Genomic DNA, 17,273 nt, shown 5'->3' with positions numbered 1-17,273 from the left:
GGACAATTGCCTGCCAGGATGCTGTCCGTTAGGCAATTTTATTTCGTATAACTATAGTGTACTTTGGTAAGCATTCGGTAAACCACGTATTTTCGTCTCCACCTTCCATCATTAACTTTACGTCCAAAAAGCCAAGTTATGATGACACGAGAAGAAGTAGTAGAAATAATGAACTACTGCAAAGAGCACAAAGTGACTTATAAGTCAAGATTAGAGGAACTCAATATCCCTGTATGGCGGTTTTATGACAGCAAATCCCGTTATGCCGCCGAGCAATCATCTGGTAAAACGGCTCAAGGTGAGTTTATCGAGCTTCCGCATAGCGGATTTTTTGTTCCGGTTCCTTCATTTGCCGGTACAACCGGACGGAAACAGAAAAGTACACCGACCACGCCAAGCGGATTGAAAGAGATAGAAATACGTACACCGGCCGGTAGTGCCATACGCATTTGTGGTGAGCTAAATGAAAAGGAACTGTTTTCAATCATCCGGGCCTGCAGCCATGTTCAGCCTTAATGACAGTATGCGCTATCTGTTGTATAACCGCCCAACTGATATGCGCAAAAGCTTCCATACCCTCAGCGGTATCATCACCGACGCCATGGGTCAGGACCCCTGTAACGGCAACGTGTATATCTTCATAAACCGTGCCCGTGACCGTATAAAACTCCTGCATTGGGAGCCTGGCGGCATGGTGTTATATTCCAAACTTCTGGAAGCCGGTACCTTAGGTAAACCTGATTCTGCCAACGACAATGAGGTCTGTACAAATATAGAATGGCGGGAACTTGTCATGATAGTGGAGGGTATCATGGAAGCCCGTGACTCCCGTCGCACGAGACTTGAAAACCTGCAGAAACTTCGAAAATAGTATCGGATTTTTTACTCTGTTTGCTTTTGTATGTCATTGGATTTTAGTATATTTACATTGTGAAAAAATGAGATGCAGATGCTTACAGAGGAACAGGAAAAAGCCTTATTGGAAGAATTAGAGCAGCTCCGTCAGGATAAAGCGGCGCTTATCAGCAGGGTTTCCTCACTGGAACAGTCGCTGTACTGGCTTCGGAAAAAAGTCTTTGGCCGGATGAGCGAGAAGAATCTTCCGCTTGATCCCAACCAACTGTTCCTGTTCTCAAAAGCTGAAATGTCCTCCATGGAAATATCCCGGATGGAGGAGGAAGTCCGCAAAAGCGATGAAGAAATCACCAGAACCATAAAAGTCAAGGAGAAGCCGGCCCGCAAGCCCTTGGATACATCTTCTCTTGCGGTAGAGGTTGTTGATCTTTACCCCGAAGGGACAACAGACGAGGAAGGCAGGCTTAAGGATGATTTCATTGAAATCGGAAAGGAAGAGAGTTCACGCCTGGAACGTGTTCCGGCAAAATTGTATATCCTGAAGACTGTCCGTCACAAAGTGATAAGTAAGTCCGATATGGAGAAATACCCCGAGGAAAGACAGATCCTGATTCACCCTCTACCTCTTGTTCCGGTCAGTAAATGTATGGCAGGCGCCTCGGTCCTGACAGACATTATCATCGGCAAGTTCATGTATCATCTCCCGTTCTATCGTCTGATACAGCAGTATCGCGAATCAGGAATCAGCATAAGCGAATCTACCATGTGCGGATGGTATGAAATGGCGGTGGAGAAACTCAGGTTGCTGTACAACCTGCTCAAACAGAAGATACTCTCCAGTGAGTATATACAAGTGGACGAGAGTGTCATTCCTGTGCTGGACAATGAGAAACATAAGGCGAAAAAGGGGTATGAGTGGTGCGTACGCGACGGCATCACGGGGGACGTCATGTTCCATTATGACCGTGGCAGCCGTTCGGGGACTGTAGCCCGTGAACTGCTGGGATGTTACCATGGCATTGTGCAATGTGACGGCTATGCAGCTTACGAACAGTTTGAGCAGGTGAAAGGAATCACTATGGTCGGCTGTTGGGCACATGTCAGAAGGAAGTACGTGGATGCCCTGGAAGAGAACAGGACCCTGGCCACACAGGCAATACACTACATCGGCAAGTTGTACAAGATAGAATCTGAAGCCAATGATGCAGGGCTCACAGCTGAAGAGCGTAAGGAAAAACGTATCAGTGAGGCCTATCCGCTGATACTTGAATTTGAAAAGTGGCTGCAGGACACCTATCTTAGAGTGCTTCCTAAAAGCCGTATGGGTAAAGCCATCGAATATACGTACACGCTCCTTCCAAGACTTTCCAGATACGTAAACGACGGAAGAATCGAAATTGATGACAACCGTATAGAAAATGCCATAAGACCTTTGGCTTTGGGAAGAAAGAACTATCTGTTCTGCGGAAACGATGCATCAGCATACAGGGCTGCCATCGTATACTCACTGATTTCAACCTGCAAATCAGCAGAAGTAGACCCCAGAATCTGGATGGAAGATGTCCTGAGCAAAATTCCATATTATGAAAGGGATGAGAAGAATATGGAAGAACTTCTACCACGTAATTGGGTAAAATCCAATCAAACTTGTTCCGAATAGATACTATTAGTTCCGAATCGACTACGAATAGCACCGATTCGGAACTAATTTCACAAAAATTGCAACGTGGTTTACTGAATGCTTACGTACTTTGCGTATGACTATAGTTATACGCAAGGGAGACTATAGTCATGCACAAGGGAAACTATAGTTATACGAAGTTGGAATAGGCAAAGCGATGAATCCGATTAGGCAATCAAAAGAAACCGGATTGAATAAATCCGGAGAACCGATTTACTTATGCGTATGTGGTCATGTGTGATGCAACCCGCCATTGATATGAATTTTATCAATGACGGGTAACTTTTCATTTCCTGATTTTATATCGAACTTACGTTATGTTACTATGTTACCTTGTCCCACTACAATTCTCATCATGAATGGGATTTTCCCATCCTATTTTCGGCCATACTCCTTCATTCTTCACTTTTTCTTGTATATCCTTTTCTAAACCGTGCCATTCCCCCATGAAAACAGGATCATTGTCAATCATGCATGTGATATACAATTCAAACACTGGAAACGGACTGCTTCATGGCTGGAACCCCAAAGTCCCGAGCCATGTTTTAGATTTTACCCGAACCTTAATAACTGATCTTCACCCCGGCAAAGAAACTTCTCGGCAACGACGGGCCATAAATATAACCGGAGTCACGGTCGGCTCCTTTGTCGAAGTCGTTCTGGTAAGCATTGAAAATATTCTGTATACCGACATTCACCTGCAAGTTCGTCGACTTGTAAAGTTTGAAATCATAAGCAGCCTTCAGACCGATGTCGAAGAAATCGTTGGTATTCACCGTTGTCGGATGTTCAAGGAATCCCGGCACAGGTTCATGGGGAACCAGCATCGAACCGGTATACGTACCGGAAAGAGCCACAGACAATGGTTTTATCGGGGTGTAGGTTGCCGTAAAATAACCGTAAGTATTCGGTGTACGCATCATTTTTTTCACAGCCGGAGCCTTCTTATTCCATACGTGCGGTTCATTGTAATGGCTCTGTTGCAAAGTGACTCCTGCCTGAATCTGAAATTTAGTCAGATAAGCCACCTTTCCTTCCAATGTCAATCCCATCACACGGGCTCCCGGTGCATTGTAGCGTGTACGTGTCAAGATTCCGTTCACTACCTCTCCGTCGGTAAGAGCAAAAACATCCGACAACTTTGTATAGAATCCTTCTAACAGGAAGTTAACCTGAAACGCACCCAAACGGTGATAAATATCCGCAGAAGCACTCAAGCTCTGCGACCTTTCCTCTTTCAGACGGTCCGCCAGTTCGACCATCGCCACATTACCGCCCACATTCTCCACGTGCAAATCTTCGTCGAAAGCCTGAGGAGCACGGAAACCGGACGAGTAACTGAAACGAAGATTGATATTCTCCGTCGGATTATAACGCAGATTGGCACGCGGACTGAATATCACATGGTCAATCAGATTATGTTTATCCAGACGACCGCCAATAAGGAATCCCCAGTGCTTATTCTTCCATTCGTTCTGAAGAAAAGCACTACCGATATTCACTTTCTGGTCTACCGTACGATTATATCCCCACATGTTATCTCCCAGTTTGTCCTGATTGAATTCGACTCCGGCAGTCAGGTCGGAAGGCATAAAGATACATTTTCCGAAACTGTAGACATATTGCGATCCTGCCATCCAATTTAAGTCGGTGGTATTTCCGTAAGCATCTAACGGATCTCTATCACCCGGTCCATAATAGCTGTCACGATTGATGTGCTGCGCGGATGCGAACAGATTGAAACGATGCTTCTCGTCAGGAGAGAAATAATCAAACTTCACTCCTCCGCCATTGATCGAGTGTTCGGTCTGCTCCGCCACATTCGCTTCGTGGGGCGGGCGGTTCAGCAAGTCTCCCCCTCTGCGGAATTCCTCCATGTGATGATATTCAAAAGTCAGTTTCGAATAAGTCGTTGTTTTCAGAAACGAGCGGAAACCGATGGTCTGACCATGCAACTTGGGAATCTCGGAGTACCCGTCTTCGTCATGGTCGTACGCAGAACGATGGCGGTTCTGACCGAAGATATACAAACCTGCACGCTGGTCGTCCGTCACAAGCGAGGCGTTCAAGGCTGTGCTGTTATCGAAAGCGTCGCCATCGCCAATGCCTGTAAGGGTATGGGACAACATGCCAGAGTTGCGTATTGGCTCCTTGGTGATGATATTAATTGTTCCGGCAATGGCAGACGATCCGAACAAAGCCGATCCGCCTCCACGCATCACTTCCACCCGTTCTATCATGCTGGCGGGAATCTGCTCGATGCCATATACTCCGGAAAGCGCACTGAAAATAGGGCGGGAATCGAGCAGGATCTGCGTGTAAGGACCATCCAGTCCGTTGATACGCACTTGCTGGAAACCGCAATTCTGACAATTGGACTCCACACGGACGCCCGGCTGAAAGCTCAGTCCTTGTGCCAGCGTAGTAGAGTTGGTATTCTCAAAGATTTTCAAATCCACGACATTCACCAGTGTCGGAGCCAGCCGGCGAGTGGTCTCATTACGATTGGCAGACACTACTACGCCATCCAAAGCGACAGCGTCTTCTTCTATTTCGAAATCTTCTTCCAGTGTACGCCCTTTCTTCAGCGTCACGTTCCGTCTGACGGTCTTATAGCCCACCGAACTGACTTCAAGCACAAAATTGCCTTCGGGAAGATTCTTCAAGAAATAGTGCCCGGTAGCATCGGTCACCGTTCCGATGGTCGTACCTTTCAAGGCGATGGTAATATAGGGCAAATGCTCTTGGGTGTTTTTATCAAGGATATGGCCAATGATATTGGCATCTGACTTACGTAATTCGGGATGATCCGGATATTCATGGGCTTGTCCTTCAAGGGCAGGCAACAATGCGCAACACAAGCAGACAAGCGGAAAGATGTATTTCTTCATTTTTCGTTTGTTATTCGTTTTTAGATAAGTATTCATACGGACAGACAATGCCCTAGCTCGAGGGCGTGTCACAATTCCCTTATTGACACACCCTCATCGTCATTCAAAGAATGGAGAAATGAATAACCGGAGGCGCCCTAAGCCCCACTACCCCCTGACACAGACTATGATAGCGGGCATATTGCGAACGTCCGAGCAAAAGAGATAAGAAGAAAGGAGTGAAAAGAGAAAGAGCAAAAACAACTGCTACATCGTCTGTCATCAGGTGAGACAGAAAATGAATCTGCAGCAGTTCGGCGGTAGAGTGGTTATGTACCACCCCTTTCTTAAACGGGTGCGAATGGACGATTGTCAAGCCACCGACCACATGCACGTGAGGAAAGCATGTAAAACTTACCAGATACGACACAAACAGTATAGGTAAGAAGTAACGTGTAATATTCAATAACAATCGTTTCACCTTATTCCTTGCTTTGAGTCGGCAAAGATACAAACTATTTATTTAACAATCAATGATTGTACAAAGTTCCGTTAATATACTGCCGAGGCTATGATTTGAATAAACAGAATCAGGAATACCATAGCAATCGGATAAACAGTTGCATAAGCTACGCTCGGTATGTTACTATCCACCATTGAATCGGCAGCGGCCAATCCCGGAGTACTCGTCATACCGCCCGTAATAGTTCCCAACAAATCGAGCAGACTGATTTTAAATACCAGACGTCCGACAATGGCCGCAACAAGCATCGGCACTAATGTGATGGCAGCCCCCACTCCGAACATAAGCAATCCGCTTTCCTGAAAAGTGGCAACCAGATTCTTACCGGCAGAAGTCCCTACTTCGGCAAGAAAAAGCAACAAACCTAATTGGCGCAACAACTGGTCTATGTCCGGACATAGACCAGATAACAGGTCCCGTCTTACCCATCGCACTCAACACAAGAGCTACCATCAGCACCCCTCCGGTCAATCCCGGAGAGAACGACAGACTATCAGAAAAAGATATATTTATTTTGCCAAACAGCACTCCCAATACAACCCCCATCGCAATAGGAAAGAAATCCGTATCGGACAGTTTCTTCGCATTGTTTCCCAACAGACGGGCTATTCCTCTTATTCCCTCTTTCTCACCGACCACCATCAACTTATCACCGAATTTTAAAGCAAGATCGGGAGACGGAGACAAATCAATACCGCTTCGACGGATACGAGTCACCGTACAACCAAAGTTTTTCTGTAAATTCAAATCACCCAGTTGTTTGTTTATCATATCCTTTTTGGTTAGCAGCAAAGATTCTATTCCCTGTGTTTTATCCAAAGGCAGCTCACCTTCTTCTCTCTTACCTACCAGTACAGCAAGCTGCTCCAGTGATTCTTCACTACCTACGGCTTGTATATAGTCTCCTTCACGCAACACGGTATGAGCTGTGGGAATGGATATCTCATCATTGCGTTTCAGGCGGGAAATAACAGCCCCCGTCATACCACGCGCATTAATTTGCAATAGGCTGCGATCAAACACATTCGAGTGGGTGACACGGTAAATACAAGTAGTCAATTCCGGGAATTGCCCGCGACGTTCTATTTCCAAACGACGGGCTTCTTTATCTAAATCCACCCGCATCATTTTAGGTAACAGCTTGACAAACAGAATCACACCGATCACTCCAAACGGATATGCGATACCGTAAGCAATGGATGCCAAAGGAGAATGGGTACTGTCGATAGCAACCGCCAACCCCGGTGTACTGGTCAACGCACCGGCAATCAAACCGACAATACTCGGTGTATCGATATCAAAGGCATACTTCAACCCGACTGCGGTCAGGCAGGCGGAACAAATAATAAGCATAGTAATGAGAATGAGTGTTTTTCCTTTACTGCGGAAAGAATCAAAAAATCCGGGTCCTGCCTGAATGCCGATGGTAAATATGAAGAGCACCAAACCGAAGTTTCCCAATTCTTTAGGAATGATAACACCAAAATGCCCGAAAAGAAGAGCAATAAAAATAACTGCCGACACATCAAGAGATAATCCTCTGATTTTTATTCTTCCCAGCATAAACCCCAATGCGACAATCAGGAAAAGGGAAAAATAAGAAGAATACAATAAGTCAGTAAACATAAAAAATAAAGTTTAGTTAGTTTAAGGGCGCGAAGATACGAAAAAGTCTCCAGACGCATCGCATCATGGAGACCTTTTGTGAATTAAGCAGACCTGCCTTCTTTGTTTTCTTAATAACCGGTTACCATATCTTCCGGCACACAGATATAAAAATCCGCACGCCCTTTATTCTCTTCATCCAGCCTGTCCGTATTTTCCTGACGCACAGAGGTTACTGTCACAACGCTTGTCCCCGGACGATATTGAAGCAGATAGGGAACAATGCCGCCTTTCCAATCGGAATGATAGCTTCCGTTAATATGCAGAAATTTATCTTTCATATTGCGGGCTATAAACCATCCCATTGTAGCATCCTTCACAGCCTGCGCCTGCGCCAATTTATAATTATCTCCGGATTTTCGTCCTCCCATCATATTCATTATACTAAAAGCCGCCCCACTCTCCTTCTCATCGTAATTGAAAGAAATCGGCAAAGGGGCAATGTATTTTTTAGCCTCATCCGACAGTGAATCCAGAGCCTCAAATCCCCCGTTTTTCACCGCATTGGCATAACGACGCGGAACATTGGTGGCAATAAACGGAATCCGGTTCTCTTTCGCGAAATAGACCACCGGGTAATAATCCGTACTGTAATTAGGCCACAAGCGAGCCTCCGCCTCAAAACGCTCGTAAGAGATTCTATTTTGAAAATATTCATCCAGAATCAGTTGGTTATCGCTTTCCATCATCTCCTCACCCAACATCAGTTTGTCCTTATGGATATGGAAAAGCGAACGGGTTATCTCAAATTCCAGCCAGTGAGTGATGGGGCAATTATGCATCTCACCCAAGAAAACGACATCATACTTCTCCAGCTGCTCTATCAACCGGCCGTAAGTAATCGCTTTCCCCTCATTATCATATAACACATAAGCGGGCTTATCCGCTCCTACCTGCGCGCAGGCAATCATTTGCAGACAAAAACACCCCCAAAAGATAACTAATAAACGCTTAATCATTGGTTGTATCATTCTTTAATTTATTATTACTCAAATATAATAGCACATAATTATCCAAGTGAATCCATTCGTTGAAAGCCTTGCGCAACTCAACCGGGGTTATCTCATCAAGACACGACTCGTATCGTTCAAAATCAGCCAATGACTCCCCATTCTTAAGTAATCCGACTATCGTGGCACGCCATGCCGCCGGCGATTCCTCATTCAAGGTTTCACGTTTTGCCAAAAGGAAAGAGCGCTTGACGGTCTGTAATTCCTGTATATCCACTTCTTCTTCCTTCAGCCTCTGAAGAATTTCCTTCAACAAACGGTCTATTCGCCCCATATTCCGGTTATCGGCAGAAGCATTTATGTCAAAGTAAAACGTCCCCCGCGGAATTCCCTCATAAAACAACGAGATATAAGGGGAATAGACTAACGATTCCCGCTCACGCAAGACCGAAATCAGGCGGTTACGGATTACATCTCGCATCAATTTCAACAGGAGCGTGTTCTTTTGGCAAGGGCGGTAATGACCGTAAAATAAATAATCAAACACGGTCTGCGTCCCGTTATCGTTGGGGAATCCCTCGATATGGGTTTTATCCGGTAAGCCGAAATCGGGATAAGAGGGTTGAACGGCATTTACTGAAACCGGGATTCTTCCGAACACAGACACAAACCGGCGCATGAGCGAATCCGGATTGAAACAGCCGCATATAACATACGTAGTTCCTTCGGGACGCGTATACAATTTCTTATAGTATCCGGCTATGGAATCGAGGTTCAACCGTTCTGCGAAAGAACGGATAGGCGGACGCACGACAGATGCCCCCATCAATTCATTGATGCGGGCAGACAACTGACGTCCCGAATCTCTTTTCAGCATTTTCTCCAACACGGTTTCTTTCCCTTCGCTCTGTATCAACTCCCGGCGTACCTCCTCAAAATCCCCGTATTTCAGTTCAGGATGGAAAATCTTCTCATAAATCAGGTTGAAGAACTCCGGCGCGTTAGCGGTGGAAGACATTCCCATCAAACCATGCCAATGATTCTCCATGGCTACAGTAATTGACATTCCTTTCTGAAAAAGATATTCAGAAAGGACCTGCCCGTCTACTTTCGCAATGCCTCCCATATCGATATATCCTGCAACACCCTCTAACAAAGAATATTCTTCGTCGGACAAGGAAGAAGTGCCGAACGGAGCGAAAGAGGTCAGATACAAGGTGCTGTCGGAATCCTGTGTGGGTTTCATAATCAGACGAATGCCATTTTTCAGTCTTACCTCGCTAACCCCCATTTCACGATAGGCATGGATATGGTCGATCATCGCAGTATCAAAAGGGGGGCGAACGGCCAAACAAGCGGGTGTTTCTATCGGCACTTCCTCCTCCCGTTCCCGACGGGCATAAGTATAAGGCGTACATTCCGCCCGATCACCCTCTGCCCACGCTTCTGCGATTTCCTGTTCCGTCAATGGCATTCCCAAGCCCGGATGAGAATTACACGCCACAAGCATCGATTGCTTCCGGCAGGTGAGCCATTCTTTCAGCAGCAACCGCAAATCCTTATCTTGTACACGCCACATGGCTTCTCTCAATTGCCTCCGCTCCGCCGGAGCGGTCATATACCGGTCACCGGATATTACGTAGTCTGTAAAATTATCGCAGAAATAAGCAGAAGAACGCGCGTCGTCAAGGCTGCCTTCAGTGAGCCGGTTGCAGAATTTTGTACGGACATCCGCCAGTTCCTCCTTGTCCCATCCCTCACGAATCAAACAATTCAACTCGGCTACGGCAGTAGTTATCCCGCTAAGGATTTCACTCCTGTCATCTCCCTCTACAGCCAATACCAGATGATTCTTATCACTCAAATACCAGGAATCGGATAGATCCGCTTTGATGCCGCGCCCCTGAAAACGCTGCGTTATGGCCCGAAGCAGTAAACGCCCGGTTTCTTTTTTGACGGCATCGCTCATCGTGCGCTCAACCACACAAGGATGAGGAATCATCAACTCCACCTTCGTATGGCTACGCAACGAGTCTCTGATTTCCGATATTTGAATACCTTCCGCATAGGCTAACGGATAAATGCGGAAATCTTTAGCCACACGTTTCCTTAATGAAGAGAAACCGGCTTTAATCTTAGCCTCTATCTCATGGGGAGAGATATCTCCCACTACCACCAATGTTGCCAGTGAAGGAATATACCATTTATTATAATATTCCCTGAGTGCCTGAGGGGTCACTTTACGAATATCATCGGCAGTGCCCAAAGGGATATGGTTTCCGAAAACACCCTGTCCAATCTTCAACTGATAGAAATCATCATTCAGATCATAACCTCTCAATTCCTCCAAAATGATTCCTTTCTCACTCTCCACTTTCTCCGGAAAAAAGGATATGCCGTCGAGCCAGTCGCGTACAATCAGCAACGAACTGTCGACAACAGCTTCCCGCCCATGATCTGTGGGGACAGCGAACATATAGATCGTACGGTCGTAGCCCGTGAAAGCATTGATATCGATGCCGTATTTCACTCCCTTGGATTCCAGATAACTCACCAACGACCGTTTGGGGAAATGCCCGGTTCCACCGAATGCCATGTGTTCGAGAAAATGAGCACATCCTTTCTGATTCTCCGTTTCCTGAACAGAACCGACACGCATAATCAGCCGAAACTCCACCCTTGAAGCGGGAACGGCGTTTTTCAATATCAAATAATGCAGTCCGTTAGGTAAACAACCCTCTACAGTTCCCTTGGGAAGGGAAATCGGAGCAGATTGCGCATGTACAGGCATATACATACACATGGCAGCCATTAAGACAGCCGCTATGGAAACACATCTATACAGGTGCTTATTATTTCTTCTCATAGGTCACTGTTACACGAGTATACCCTCCTGCCAAATAATGATCCACAACAAATTGAAAAGTCATTTTTTTAGCCGTGAAATCAATTTCCCCTTTCGGAGCCACAAAATTCAATTCATCTCCGAAATCGTCGTTCGCTACAGAAGATAACATTAAATAATGATCGGGATCCGCGGTTCCATCTACTTCTTTCAATTCGATAGCATCCGGATTTCCTTCCGCAATCAATTTCTTCTGATATTCCCAAGGACTAAACACATACGTAAAAGGTACGACAGGGTAACTTCCCTCACCGTCACCTTTACTCTTTTCTCCTAAAAAGTCAAGCTTAGCCACCCCTCCTGATATTTTTGTCAGATGAATGCCATCCAGAGACATAGCGAAAGTTCCCGGATTATCCTTATTCCATTCTAACAACTTCATTACCCGGGCATAATCAGGTCCGGCATTCTCATCATACCAATATTCATCATTTTCTATCGTTTCCTGTTTTAATACCCAGAAACAATATTCCGTCAATCCCATCGGGTTATCGACCATCTTCAGAACCGGAAGTTCCGCAGTAGACCGTTCACTCAATGTCACAATGGTTTTTCCCTCCAGAATCCTCTCAAACTCAGAAGCGAAAGGAGTAGTACTACCACCTGCCGGACTATTCACTACCGTACGGCAAGAAATGATTCCAAGCCAGTCGGTCAAATCGATGTTATACTTAGCCTTATAGCCTTCAATCAATGCCAATTGCTTCTCCGACAGTCCGGGTATCCGCGGATTGGGTTTCACACGCACACTCAGCGTCCCATTCAAAGCCATGTTCTCCACAGGAACAGCGGAAATACCAATCTGAAAATAAGCATCTACAGCCAACAGATTTTTCTGATTGGACACGACTTGAAAAGTAGCTTTCTTCTGACCGGCCGGGATAGTCACCGGATTATGTATCAGTTTTAAAATACCGGCTTTGTCATCCAATACCTCAAAATTAAGTGTGACATCCTGCTCACAAGCTGTAGTAAGATCGACATTTACCGTCAGGGGAGTCGCTCCCGCCTCTTCAATCACCGGATTTTCCGCTGATAGGTGAATCTTATTAACGCCCGTATATCCTGTATTTTCTTTCTCATCTCCACACGATGTGGCAAGAGACAACAGGAACATCCCCATTGTATAAACAAACAGCTTCTTCATTTCTTTTTTCATTTTATCGATTCGTTTATAATTAAATTTATCAGTTCTCTATTTTTGTCCAACCTTCATTCTGTGAGACATGCTCATTATACAGATATTCCCCTCTCGGAATGGGGAGAGTCCAACGATAATCATCCGGGCGGACACGTTTGTCCGCCAACATCGTACCGGAAGTATTCCAATCCGACAGTACTCCCCTACGGCATCGCTTCAAATCGAAATAGCGTTCCCCCTCTCCTACGAACTCTTTCCTTTTTTCCTGAAAGATAGCCTTTAAAAGCGGCTCACCGGACAAGTCCGTATCCAGCAGCGTGGCATTACGCTGTTCCAAATATCGGTTCATCACCCCGACGGCTTGCCCATCGTGTCCCTTTCCGTCACGACAGTAGGCTTCCGCCAGAATAAAACAGGCACCTGCCACACGATACTTATTGATATATTTCGGTTCTACCTTTTTCCAGTTCATTTCATTATATTTACCCAAGCAATTCCCCATCGTCGTGCTGCCCCACACATCGTCGGTCATTTCTTTGGTAAATACCGATGCTCCCGAACGGATGTCTCCATCGGCATACAGGCCGGCAAGCGAACCATTCACTGTCATGTAATCCCCTTTATGCTTATCATAATTTATACCGGTATAATAGCTGCCGTTTGTAAACAAGGAAAACACCCGTTCCGCACAGGGCGAATTGCTCCACAAGGCGGCATACACCGTTTCACCAAGTACACCATAGCCTCCTTTCGCATCGATAACCTTTTGGGCATACTCTGCCGCCCGCTCGTAATTTTGAGCATACAGTTCCAATTCCGCCCACATATAGTAACCGCTATACGGTGAGAACCAATAAACATCCGAAGGATGATTCTCCACCGCCAAGGCCTCCTTGAGCAACTGACGAATAACAGTCACACAGTCCTCAATACTCGACCGATGCAGAAATCCCAATTCCAGCCGATCCTTCAATATGATTCCATCCTTTTCCGGTCCGTCCGCATAATCCGGGGCAAAAAGCCGGAGAAGATTGAAGTAGCAATAAGCTTTCAACAATTTCGCCTCGCTCACCACCGCTTGCAGTTCTTTTGTCTCTTCAGCCGTAGATACCGATACGCCATCTACACGTTCCAACACAGCATTCACTATAGCTACCGCCGCATAATAGTCAGTCCAGATGGAAACGGCGAGATCTTCCAGGGGACGCGTCTGCCATTTATAAAGATTATTCAGACTCGCATCCCGGGAAATCCAGGCAGTTGTTTCAAAATCATCCCCTAACACCGATAAGTCAAATTCCGGATTGGGCAACTGCTTGTAAGCGGTAGCCAACAACTCACGGGCGGTATTCGGCGTTGTTATGGCATTCGGATCAGAGAACTGATTCTCATACGGAATATCCAACGAGCAGGCGGTGAAGAAAAATGTAAGGGCAAGCGTGCCTATCACAGTTTTGACCCGTCTTTTATTAATCCTTTTTACAATCATCATACCCATATTTAGAAAGTCAAATTCAAATTAACGGTTAACACAGGCTGCATGGTACCCGCCAATGAACCTGTTTCCGGATCAGATTCCCTATAAGGAGTAATCATAAACAGATTGGATGCCTGAAAAGCGACATTGGCATATTTAATGAAATTACACTTCTTCTCCAGAAATACATGTGGAACACGGTAGCGCAATGACACCATTGACAGTTTCAGATAATCACTCTTTCCCACCGTCTTCGTATTCGGATAGTCCAGTGAAGCGATAGCCGATGAACTGTAAAAAGGAGAATGGTACGCCTTTCCTTCATCTCCTTTTTCAAACCACATATTCCGCAACTGTCCTTTTATGGCATTCTTATTAGCGTCATCGGAAGATCGGATATATGAATAGCTATAGGACTTAACTCCGCCAAATACGTAATAGAAATCCATATCCAAATCAAAATCACGATAAGAAAAACTTAAATTGAATATACCACTGTAGGGAGAAGTAGCATGACCTAAAGCGACAATGTTCTTTTTCGACGGATTTTCCGTGGCCGGTATCTCGCGTCCGTCCGCTCCCTGAAATACGGGAAGACCCGTAATCGGGTTAATGCCCAACGACTTCAAGCCATAAATCATATCATACGATTTACCCACCTCATAATCAGGAATTATAGCCTCCTCAGTGGCATATAAGCGGTCGGCATAATACAAATCGACGACCTTATTGCGATTGTATGCCAATGCCCCGCGCAGCGAAAGCCGCAGGTCAGAAGTATCAAGGACTTTCAGGGAAGCACTCAATTCGTAGCCTTCATTGCGCAGGACGCCGATATTACGTTTCATCGTGCTGAATCCATTCGACAACGGAACGGGAACGTCAAGCAGAGCATCACTTGTCTCGCGCCGGTAAATGTTGGCATCCAACGTCAGACGTTTGAATAGTTCAACCGACAGACTGATATCCGTAGATGCTGTCTGCTCCGCCTTCAGTTCGGTATTATAAAGCGCAAGCAACTGCAAGAGTCGTGCATCTCCATAATAATCGGTCAAATAAGAAAACGTTCCAATCGCTGATGAAGCCGACACTCCCGCCAGATTGGCCATCCGCCCGTAAGAAGCCTTCAGGTTCAAGCGAGAAATCACATGATTATCTTTCAGAAAAGGATACCCGCTGATTGTCCACCCGAGCCCGACAGCCCATGCGGCATTCCAGCGTTTGGATGCAGGAAGAATAGAAGAAGCATCCGCTTTGTAGGTCGCGAAAAAATCGTAGGTGTCATCAAAACTATATCCCATCACCAGTCCCAATCCCAGTTGGGCAACCTTTTCCTTATAAGAGCCGACCACCGGTTTTCTGTTGCCTGAAATAGCCTGATTGATAGCGGATGGAGACATTTGTGCGCCCACTCCATATCCGGCAATAGAAACATTATCCACATCCGTCATATAATAGTCCATATTACCGCCAATGGTAAAATCATGCTTTTCCGCAAATATCTTATTGTATGTGACGCGTACATTAGATGAAACATTCGTGGTCACTTGTTTCTCCTTGGAGAGTTTTCCGCGTTCTGATTTATCCACTCCGCTGTTTCGTTCGCTGATAGAAGTAGAAGGCACCAATGCCATCCCCTCATGCAAAAGCAGATCAACACCTGCCACAGCATCGATGCTCAATCCTTTCAGAGGTTCCAAATTCACACTCCCGCTTACTCCACCCCGTTTATCCGTCGACTTAGCGTTGTACTGGCTTAGCAAATCATGATAAGTGTAATCTGAAGCTTCATTTGCGAAAGAGACTAATTTTCCCGCCTTTGTTTCATAAGGATTGAGTTGATAAATCAAGTCGGTAGGAGAATATGAACTTCCATTCGGCGTATCTGTTCCGGCATATCCCGCGTTGGCGCTCAATGACAAATATCCCACCCGACCCAGTTGCCTGTCAAGACTCATAGTGGCGGTAAAGCGATGCGTATCATTCCCCGGCACACGCCCCCCTTGCCGGACATAATTGGCGGAAACATAATAAGCAACTTTTTCCGTTCCGCCTCTGACACTCAAATTATGACGTTGATAGGTATTTAAATGAATCAGTTCGTCGAACCAATCCGTATGAATGGTACGTAAAGAATCAAGTATTCCCCGTCCTTCGGCTATCATTTGCTCCAGATTCGGATCATTGGCGAAATACTTCCTGTAATAATCCTCACTGTACCGGTAACCGGGAGTGGAACGGTTTTGCAACCGGCGTTCCAGTTCCAGTTTCTCGTCCGTATCCATCATCTCGACTCCTCTACGCCCACGAGTGGTAATACCCATATTGAAACTGTAACCGGTCGTTATACGTCCATCGGGATTTCCGCGCAAGGAAGTGATTTCTATGACTCCATTGGCGGCTTTGATGCCATACAAGGCACATGCCACCGCATCTTTCAACACCTTAATTTCTTTAATGTCCGCCGGATTAAGAGTCATAAAGGCATCGGATGAAATGACCTTTCCATCCATTACATACAGTGGCTCATTGGCAGCATCCCCTTTACGGAAAGAGGAGTTTCCGCGAATACGAATTTCGGGCTTTGAGCCCAAATCACCTGTATTGGTAACAATCAGCCCGGGAACGCTTCCTTGCAATGCTAACGACATATCGATCATAGGCTTGCTATTCAGACGTCCCATATCGACATGCTGCACGACACCGGATTTCGCACGAATATCCAATTCATTGATATTCTGACGCGCCACCACGACCACCTCGTCCAAAGCCTTGGCATCCTGCTGCATAGCCGCATCCTGTACATTCTGTCCCGTATACTTTTCACGGACATCTTTCATTCCGATAAAGGAGAAGATAATCATATCTCCTTTTTCCCATCTTCCACGCAACCGATAGCGTCCGTTAGCGTCAGTCACCGTCCCCAATCGGGTATTTCCAATCCGGACCGTAGCGCCGGGAAGCGGTTCTCCCTGATGATCCGTGACCATACCGGTCAGCACATTGTCTTTCTGTTGGGCATGAGTATCCTGAAAACTGATGGCAGAAACGAAAACAACAAAAAAAGAAATAATAAATGCTCTCATTTTAGCGTTTGGTTATAAACAATTATCCGGACTGCAAAATTAAGGACATAAAGCAGCTCGGACAATCACCACAAATTGCTATATTATTTCTTAGAAATACCTACTAACAGTTAGGCTTAG

General features: G+C 45.8%; 10 protein-coding genes and 1 pseudogene. 3 read left to right on the top strand and 8 right to left on the bottom strand.

Annotation, left to right across the window (positions count from 1 at the left end):
• Positions 1-138 precede the first annotated feature (138 nt).
• The 3 genes from AB9N12_RS14530 to AB9N12_RS14520 all read left to right on the top strand — a co-directional run bounded on the left by AB9N12_RS14530 (position 139) and on the right by AB9N12_RS14520 (position 2,515).
• A complete protein-coding gene (locus tag AB9N12_RS14530; RefSeq protein ID WP_369890454.1) occupies positions 139-516 on the top strand; it encodes a hypothetical protein in 378 nt (125 codons plus the stop codon).
• Positions 503-871 carry an IS66 family insertion sequence element accessory protein TnpB gene (gene tnpB, locus AB9N12_RS14525; RefSeq protein ID WP_072542649.1) on the top strand — a complete coding sequence of 123 codons (369 nt, stop codon included), beginning with the start codon at positions 503-505 and terminating at the stop codon, positions 869-871. The genes AB9N12_RS14530 and tnpB overlap by 14 nt, the downstream gene beginning before the upstream one ends.
• 78 nt (positions 872-949) lie before the next feature.
• Positions 950-2,515: an IS66 family transposase gene (locus tag AB9N12_RS14520; RefSeq protein ID WP_369892453.1), complete on the top strand. Its 1,566-nt coding sequence runs from the start codon at positions 950-952 to the stop codon at positions 2,513-2,515.
• A 584-nt stretch (positions 2,516-3,099) separates the two neighbouring features.
• On the opposite strand, the gene AB9N12_RS14515 is transcribed toward AB9N12_RS14520, so the two are convergent.
• The 8 genes and pseudogenes from AB9N12_RS14515 to AB9N12_RS14480 form a co-directional block, all read right to left on the bottom strand.
• Positions 3,100-5,427, bottom strand: a complete 2,328-nt coding sequence (locus AB9N12_RS14515; protein WP_369892722.1) for a TonB-dependent receptor domain-containing protein — start codon at positions 5,425-5,427, stop codon at positions 3,100-3,102.
• A gap of 103 nt (positions 5,428-5,530) precedes the next feature.
• Positions 5,531-5,887, bottom strand: a complete 357-nt coding sequence (locus AB9N12_RS14510) for a hypothetical protein (RefSeq protein ID WP_369892721.1) — start codon at positions 5,885-5,887, stop codon at positions 5,531-5,533.
• Between the two features lie 71 nt (positions 5,888-5,958).
• Positions 5,959-7,555, bottom strand: a pseudogene (locus AB9N12_RS14505) (aspartate:alanine exchanger family transporter).
• Between the two features lie 110 nt (positions 7,556-7,665).
• Positions 7,666-8,565, bottom strand: a complete 900-nt coding sequence (locus AB9N12_RS14500) for a ChaN family lipoprotein (protein WP_369892720.1) — start codon at positions 8,563-8,565, stop codon at positions 7,666-7,668.
• A complete protein-coding gene (locus AB9N12_RS14495) occupies positions 8,546-11,410 on the bottom strand; it encodes a M16 family metallopeptidase (RefSeq protein ID WP_369892719.1) in 2,865 nt (954 codons plus the stop codon). The genes AB9N12_RS14500 and AB9N12_RS14495 overlap by 20 nt, the downstream gene beginning before the upstream one ends.
• Positions 11,397-12,608, bottom strand: coding sequence for a DUF4929 family protein (locus AB9N12_RS14490; protein ID WP_369892718.1), 1,212 nt, complete (start codon positions 12,606-12,608; stop codon positions 11,397-11,399). Before AB9N12_RS14490 ends, AB9N12_RS14495 begins: the two co-directional genes overlap by 14 nt.
• Positions 12,609-12,636: 28 nt before the next feature.
• The gene (locus tag AB9N12_RS14485; RefSeq protein ID WP_369892717.1) at positions 12,637-14,082 is read right to left on the bottom strand and encodes a RagB/SusD family nutrient uptake outer membrane protein; all 1,446 of its coding nucleotides are present in this window, start codon (positions 14,080-14,082) and stop codon (positions 12,637-12,639) included.
• Between the two features lie 8 nt (positions 14,083-14,090).
• Positions 14,091-17,153, bottom strand: a complete 3,063-nt coding sequence (locus AB9N12_RS14480) for a SusC/RagA family TonB-linked outer membrane protein (protein WP_369892716.1) — start codon at positions 17,151-17,153, stop codon at positions 14,091-14,093.
• Between the last annotated feature and the right edge of the window lie 120 nt (positions 17,154-17,273).

The organism is Bacteroides sp. AN502(2024) (assembly GCF_041227145.1).
GTDB lineage: Bacteria > Bacteroidota > Bacteroidia > Bacteroidales > Bacteroidaceae > Bacteroides.
The sequence above is the reverse complement of the archived record's forward strand: the minus strand, read 5'-3'. Positions and strand labels throughout refer to the sequence as shown.